The organism is Weissella sp. DD23 (assembly GCF_001579105.1).
GTDB lineage: Bacteria > Bacillota > Bacilli > Lactobacillales > Lactobacillaceae > Weissella > Weissella cibaria.
The window spans coordinates 65,100-66,386 of record NZ_KQ970390.1 but is presented as its reverse complement, the minus strand read 5'-3'; the positions used below and the strand labels follow the sequence as shown (position 1 = coordinate 66,386).

General features: G+C 45.1%; 2 protein-coding genes. Both read right to left on the bottom strand.

The window, feature by feature from the left end; all coding sequences use genetic code 11:
- On the bottom strand, positions 1-749 hold a 749-nt coding region (coaA, locus tag WEIDD23_RS00290; RefSeq protein WP_062358728.1), incomplete at its 3' end, for a type I pantothenate kinase.
- A gap of 5 nt (positions 750-754) precedes the next feature.
- The coding region (locus WEIDD23_RS14130) for an ATP-binding domain-containing protein (protein WP_242865347.1) at positions 755-1,287 on the bottom strand (533 nt) is incomplete at its 5' end.

The following is a 1,287-nucleotide window of genomic DNA, read 5'->3' as shown; positions in this document are numbered from 1 at the left end:
GCCTCTTCCTTTGCCTGTTGCAGCAACGCCTCAAATCGATCAATGTACCAATGCTCAATTAATGATGTCTCTGCATCCACATATAACGACAAATCAAAGAAGTCTGACAAGTAGACTGGCGAATTAGGCGCCGCTTGTAACGTATTAATACCCTCGACAATAAAAATCTCTGGGCGCTTAAACGTGTCGAATTCATTCACTAAGACATCTGATATGTCGTGCGAATAGCGTGGTGACCGAACGACTTCATCACCATCTTTAACGTTATTCATAAATTCAAGCAGCGCTGGCATATCGTATGATTCTGGGAAACCCTTCCGATCAAAAATACCTTGTGCTTGCAATTCTTCATTAGGCAACAAGAAACCATCCGTTGTCGTTAAGGCAACGTTTTGTTCACCATACTCCGCTTGCAACATGTATTGGAGCAACCGGGCTGTGGTTGATTTACCAACAGCCACCGAACCAGCAATGCCAATAACAAACGGGCTTGGCTTAATTGCGCGACCTAAAAAGCGCTCACGTTCTTCACGATCACGCAAATACTGTGCATGGCGCAACTTAATGTAATGGACCAATGGATCATAAACATCGGCGACATCACTCATTGAAATTTGGTCATTAAACGCTTTAATTTCTCCCAATACCTTTGGTGTGACGTGAGATGTATCTCGGTCAGCTGCAGGCACGACTAATTCGTGCCATTCATCACGCTGAAATACCGCATAATTAAACGGTGCCTCACTCATGGTTCTTACCCCTTTTCGTACAAACGCTCGTCAACTTCGGCCAGCAATGGCGTCAATGATGTTACAGCTAAGACCGTTAACTGGTGCATAGCACGTGATGCAATTGTGTAGACCAACTGACGTTCATCATCGCCGTGGTAAACGCCTTCTGAAGCATCCCACATAATGACAGCGTCAAATTCAAGTCCCTTAGCCAAGTAGGCTGGCACGATAATTGTGCCAGGTACCAGACGTTGATTCTCGGTCCGAATAATGGTCACGTCAGCGCGTTCACGGAGTGCCTCGTACGCAACTTCCGCATCTGCCAGTGTCTTGGTAATGATTGCCGTTGTTTCGTCAGCTTCATCATTAGCGACCAATTGCATCAAGGTTGCTTCAACCATCTTATCTTGTGATGGCAAAATCTTAACAACTGGCTTGTCACCCTCACGTTCAAAGGCATCAATTTGGGCACCGTTAATCAAAATGGCCTTTGAGTAATCGGTAATTTGTTGGGTTGAACGATACGTTTGCGTTAATTGCACGTATTCTGACTTTT